Below are 5,188 nucleotides of genomic sequence, written 5' to 3'. Positions count from 1 at the left end.
ACATAGATGCCGCCGATCTCGATGGACTGGCTCTCGATCCCATGGCCGGGCAGCGATCGGCTGTTCGCGGACCATATCTGGAGCATCAGGTTCTGCAGCGCGATCGACAGTCCGAAGGTCGCGATCAGCGAGGGCAGCGGATCGCTGCCCACCACGCGGTTCAGCACGGCCTTCTGCAGCACCCAGCCCATCAGCACCGCGAGCGGCACCAGCACGATCAGCACCGGCAGCGGTCCCAGACCCCAAGCCGTGGCGATCGAGATGCCGATCAGCGACAAAAGGATCACCAGATCGCCATGGCTGATGTTGACGATCCGCATGACGCCGAACATCAGCGCCATGCCGAGTGCATACTGGGCATACATGCCGCCCAGCAGGACCCCCTGCACCAAGGCGTCAAACCACTCCATGGCCCGCTCCAAAATAGGCTTTGCCGATCTGCTCGCGCGTGATTTCGGCGGACCTGCCGGTCAGGGTCACGCGGCCCTCCAGCATGCAGTAGAGGCGGTCCGTGGCGGTCCGGGCGAGGCCGACATCCTGCTCGACCACGATCATCGCCGTTCCGGTGGCGCGGATTTCGGGCAAGGCGGCATAGATTTCGCGGATCACCTTGGGCGCGAGACCAAGGCTGATCTCATCGCAGAGCAGCACGCGCGGCTGGCAGAGCAGCGCGCGGCCGATCGCCACCATCTGCTGCTGCCCGCCCGAGAGGCTTTGCACCTGGGTGCGAGCCTTCTCCTTGAGGATCGGGAACAGCTGGTGCAGACGCGGCAGCGTCCATCCGCCCTTGGCGCCCATGCGCGCGGCCTGGTCGATGGCGACGCGCAGATTGTCCTCGACCGACATGCCGGTGAAGAGGCGGCGGCCCTCCGGCACGATGGCGACGCCCTTCTGCACCATGCGGTCGGTGGCGGTGCCGCCGACCGGCTCACCGTGCAGCAGCACCATCTCGCGCCCGACCGGAAGCAGGCCCATGATCGAACGCAGGAGGGTGGATTTTCCGGCCCCGTTGGCGCCGATCAAGGCCACGGCCTCACCCTGGTGCAGCTCGATGTCGACGCCGTAGAGCGCCTGGAAGTCGCCATAGCGGGCCAACAGCCCGTGGGTGGAAAGAACGGCCGTCATCCCTCGATCCCCATGTAGACGCGCTGGACCTCGGGCAGCGCGATCACGTCGGCGGGCACGCCTTCGGCGATCTTCTCGCCGAAATTCAGCACCAACAGCCGGTCGGCCACCGCCAGCAGCGCGTTCAGCACATGCTCGATCCACACGATGGTGATGCCGCGGTCGCGGATGCGGCGCACCAGCGCCACCAGCGCCTTCGATTCATCGTCGGTCAGCCCGCCCGCGATCTCGTCCAGCAGCAGCAGCTTCGGATCCGACGCCAGCGCGCGCGCCAGCTCCAGCCGCTTGCGGTCGAGCAGAGTGAGAGCGCCGGCCGAGACATTGGCCTTGTCGGAGAGTTCGCACTCGCGCAGGACCTGGGCGCAGAAAGCATAGCTCTGCTTCTCGGACCGGCCGCCGCCGAAAGCGGCGGCGACCAGCAGGTTTTCGAAGGTGGTCATGCCGGAATAGGGACGCGGGATCTGATAGGTCCGCCCGATCCCCATCTGGCAGCGGCGGAAGGGCGGCTCGCCGCGGAGTGCCGTGTCGCCGAGCTGTATCTCGCCGCCGGACGTCTTCAAGTCGCCGCTGATCACGTTGAACAGCGTCGTTTTGCCCGCCCCATTCGGGCCGAGGATGCCCAGCACCTCGCCCCGATGCACGTCGAAAGTCACGTCATGCAGGACGCGGACAGCGCCGAAGGACTTCGACACCCCGTGCGCTTTCAGCAGGATTTCCCTACGCATGACTCTGCCCGCGTCCCCGCTCATGTCACCAGGCGATCGGCTGAATAGCCTGCTGCGGCGCGAAGAGCTGATTGACCGTGTTGTCGACGATCTTCAGGTCATAGGGCCATTTCTCGCCCTTCACCCACTGGCCGCCGAAGATCGGCGTCTTGCAGATGTTCTTGTGGGGCGAGCCGTCGAACTTGATATGACCGACCAGCGTCTGCAGATCGGTAGCGACCAGGGCGTCTCGGTTGGCTGTACGATCGAGCGGATTGGAAGAGCGCTTCAGGATGTCGAGCGCGACCTCGAGCAAGGCATGCGAATAGCCCAGCGGCTGCGTCCACTGCCGCTTCGAATCGACTTCCCATTGGCTGGCGATGTCGCTGCTGACCTGCCCGGTCAGCGACGACTTGAACGGGAAGGCCGGTGTCCACCAGACCTCCGAGGACATGCCGTTGCCTAGAGGACCCATGGCCTCGACACCCCCCGGGAACAGGAGTGCCGCCGCCACCGTGACCGCCTTCGGCTTGAAGCCCTGCTGGTTGCACTGGGTGACGAAGGTCTTCAGATCGTCCGGATAGGTAATGCCGCCGATGATCTCGCAGCCCTGCTTCTTGAACTCGGCGATCTGTGCGGAAAAATCATTGGTGCGGGGCTGGAAATAGCCGGGCACCACGACCTCGTAGCCGGCCTTGCGGGTCGGCGCTGGCAAGCCATATTCGTCGTTGCCCCAGGTCTCGCCGTCGATGTTCTGCGGAAACAGCATGCCGACCTTCTTGTTGGTCTCCAGATGGTTCCAGAGTCCGACGAAGGTGTTCAGCGCCTCGTCGAGGCCCCAGAAGAAATGATAGGTCCAGTCGAAGGTCTGCTTGCCGCCGCCGCGCGGCATGATCACCGCTTGCCAGGGAGCGCCGGAGGAAATGCAGGGGGTCTCATAAAGCTCGGCCTGCTCGGCCGCGGGCAGGATTGTGTCGGTGGTCGAGGCCGGTACGAGCAGATGCACCTCGTCGTTCAGGATGAGGTTGCCGGCGATTTCCGATGCCTTGTTCGGATTGGACTGGCTGTCGCGATCGAGTATCTCGATCTCGTAAGTATTGCCGTCGGCACATTGCAGCTGGCCGCCGAGCAGTGCGCGGATTTTCTGCAAGGTGTAGCCATCCGTTTCACCAAACAGGGCGAGCGGCCCGGTCGTGGGGCTGAGATAGCCGAGCTTGATCTTCCCCGCCGTCGCGGCGCGCAGATAGGTCGGCATGCCCAGCGTGCTGGCGGCAACGCCGGCTCCAATCCCCTTCAGGACGCTTCGGCGGCTGGGCCGCAAGCCCGATTTCACCAGTTTGTTGTAGTAGGTCATTGTCGGTTCCTCCCTGGGTTAAGTTTCTCCGGCCCACGGGACCGGTCTCAGTTCAAAGCTTGTTCAGGTCATCCTCAGCAGCGAGCCGCCATCGATGACGATCAGCGAGCCCGTCACGTAGGACGCGGCCGGCGACGCAAGATAAAGCGCCAGGCCCTTGATCTCTTCAGGGTCACCGATCCGGCCGATGAGCGACTGGGCCTCGAAGGCCTTGCGGTCCGCCGGATTGCGCAGCCGGCCGCCGGCGATGTTGGTGATGAACGGCCCGGGCAGGATTGCGTTGATGCGGATGTTGTAGGCGCCGAGCTCCATCGCCATGTGGCGAACGAGATGGTTCACCGCGGCCTTGGCGGGCATGTAGGGTGTACCCACGATGCTCTCGTTGATCAGCGAGGCGATGGACGACGTGACGATGATCTGGCCGCCGCCATTCGGCTTCATGTGCCGCACGGCATGCTTGATCGTGGTGTAGACCGAGGTCAGGTTTATCTCGATCACCTTGTCCCAGTGCTCGTCGGGCAGGTTCTCGATGGCGCCCTCGGGGTTCCTTTCGCCCGTCGGGGTGTTGAAGCCCGGCCCGGCGTCGATCCCGGCATTGGCGAACACGACGTCGATCGAGCCGGCCTTCTCGGCCACCTTGTCGAAGGCGGCCGCCATGGCCGCACGGTCGCCGACATCGACGACCTGGCCCCAGACATCGCCACCCGCCGCCCTGATCGCCGCCACGGTCTTCTCCAGCCCGGCAGGGTTCAGGTCGAAGATGCAGACCTTCGCCCCGTGCTCGGCCATGATCTCGGAATAGGCCTGCCCGATGCCGCTGGCGCCGCCGGTGACGATCACCGACTTGCCTCTGACATCGAACATCTTCTCAAGTGCGGCCATCAGTTTCCTCCCTTGCGCGACAGCACGAAATCGAACTCTACGTCGTAGAACGGCGCCGCGACCTCGACCCTGGCCGCGGCTTCGGCGTCCTCGACCTTGCGGAATTCGGCGAGCAGGCTTTTCTTCACGCCGAAGACGGCATCTGAATCGATGTACGGATCGTCCGGATCGAAGATGTGCGTGGTCAGCGCGTCGAAGCCCTCGGCCTCGACAATGTAGTGGAGATGCGCCGGACGATTGGGGTGGCGGCCTAGCGCGCCCAGCAGCTTGCCGACCGGACCGTCATCCGGGATCGGGTAGTATTTGGGCTTCACGCCGCGGAACCAGTAACGTCCGTCCGCACCGGTGCGGAACACCCCGCGCAGATTGAAGTCGGGCTGGATGCCCTTCTGCTGCACGTCGTAGAAACCCTCGTCATTGGCCTGCCAGACGTCGATCTTGGCGCCTGCGATCGGGTTACCCTCGGTATTGAGGATGCGGCCATGCACGAACATCGGCTCGCCCTTCTGGTCGAGGCAGATGTTCGATCCCATTGGCAATTCGGGCGCGTCGGCGACGTGGAAAGGCCCCAGCACCGTGGATTCCGAGGCACCCGACGGCTTGCGGTTGTTGATCGCATCGACCAGCATCGAGACGCCGAGAACATCCGACAGCAGGATGTACTCCTGCCGCCATTCGTTGCAGATCTGGCCCGTCTGCGTCAGGAACATGATCGCGCCGAACCATTCCTCCTGCGTCGGCTCGATCTCCTTCACCGCCTCGTGCAGCTTTCGGGTGATGACCTCCATCACCTCTTTGAGCCGCTCGTCTTTGGCGTTCCTGTTGCGCGCCACGACGACCTCGGCCGAGTTCGCCTCGGTGAAATAGCCGGATTCGTGTTCGTCGATCATGCGATCCTCCTCAGCGCGCCAGAACGGATTTGAAGACCCGGCGCAGTTCGGCCGCCGGATCGGCCGCGAGCGTTTCGGAACGCCAGGCGACGTGGTGGTCGGGACGGACGACCAGGCAGCCGGTGTCGCGGATCTCCCGCGCGCCGGCCCAGTCGCCGGTATGATCCTCGATCGTGCGGCGCGGGCCGATCACATGGCTGCGGATCGGCAGACCGAGCTCCGCGCCGCACGAT

General features: G+C 64.5%; 5 protein-coding genes and 2 pseudogenes. All 7 read right to left on the bottom strand.

Annotated elements, in window-relative coordinates; genetic code table 11:
- A pseudogene (locus EN991_RS22435) lies at positions 1 to 410 on the bottom strand (branched-chain amino acid ABC transporter permease); the annotation flags it as partial.
- Positions 397 to 1,125 carry an ABC transporter ATP-binding protein gene (locus EN991_RS22430; RefSeq protein ID WP_013533086.1) on the bottom strand — a complete coding sequence of 243 codons (729 nt, stop codon included), beginning with the start codon at positions 1,123 to 1,125 and terminating at the stop codon, positions 397 to 399. The gene EN991_RS22430 and the pseudogene EN991_RS22435, both read right to left, overlap by 14 nt.
- On the bottom strand, positions 1,122 to 1,850 hold the full coding sequence (locus EN991_RS22425; RefSeq protein ID WP_127369574.1) for an ABC transporter ATP-binding protein: 729 nt from the start codon (positions 1,848 to 1,850) through the stop codon (positions 1,122 to 1,124). Before EN991_RS22425 ends, EN991_RS22430 begins: the two co-directional genes overlap by 4 nt.
- Before the next feature lie 25 nt (positions 1,851 to 1,875).
- Positions 1,876 to 3,183, bottom strand: a complete 1,308-nt coding sequence (locus EN991_RS22420) for an ABC transporter substrate-binding protein (protein WP_127365425.1) — start codon at positions 3,181 to 3,183, stop codon at positions 1,876 to 1,878.
- 63 nt (positions 3,184 to 3,246) lie between these two features.
- Complete coding sequence (locus EN991_RS22415) at positions 3,247 to 4,065, bottom strand: SDR family NAD(P)-dependent oxidoreductase (RefSeq protein WP_013533089.1); 819 nt, start codon at positions 4,063 to 4,065, stop codon at positions 3,247 to 3,249.
- The gene (locus EN991_RS22410) at positions 4,065 to 4,955 is read right to left on the bottom strand and encodes an intradiol ring-cleavage dioxygenase (protein WP_013533090.1); all 891 of its coding nucleotides are present in this window, start codon (positions 4,953 to 4,955) and stop codon (positions 4,065 to 4,067) included. The genes EN991_RS22415 and EN991_RS22410 overlap by 1 nt, the downstream gene beginning before the upstream one ends.
- 10 nt (positions 4,956 to 4,965) lie before the next feature.
- Positions 4,966 to 5,188 (bottom strand): annotated as a pseudogene (locus EN991_RS22405) (2,4-dichlorophenol 6-monooxygenase); the annotation flags it as partial.

It is taken from the genome of Mesorhizobium sp. M7A.F.Ca.US.005.03.2.1, assembly GCF_003997795.1.
Taxonomy (GTDB): Bacteria; Pseudomonadota; Alphaproteobacteria; order Rhizobiales; family Rhizobiaceae; genus Mesorhizobium; species Mesorhizobium ciceri.
This window is presented reverse-complemented; position numbering and strand designations above follow the sequence as displayed.

Bases quoted from the DNA above. Each gene is read 5' to 3' on its own strand.
- EN991_RS22430 (WP_013533086.1), bottom strand. From the start codon at position 1,125: ATGACGGCCGTTCTTTCCACCCACGGGCTGTTGGCCCGCTATGGCGAC.
- EN991_RS22425 (WP_127369574.1), bottom strand. From the start codon at position 1,850: ATGCGTAGGGAAATCCTGCTGAAAGCGCACGGGGTGTCGAAGTCCTTC.
- EN991_RS22420 (WP_127365425.1), bottom strand. From the start codon at position 3,183: ATGACCTACTACAACAAACTGGTGAAATCGGGCTTGCGGCCCAGCCGC.
- EN991_RS22415 (WP_013533089.1), bottom strand. From the start codon at position 4,065: ATGGCCGCACTTGAGAAGATGTTCGATGTCAGAGGCAAGTCGGTGATC.
- EN991_RS22410 (WP_013533090.1), bottom strand. From the start codon at position 4,955: ATGATCGACGAACACGAATCCGGCTATTTCACCGAGGCGAACTCGGCC.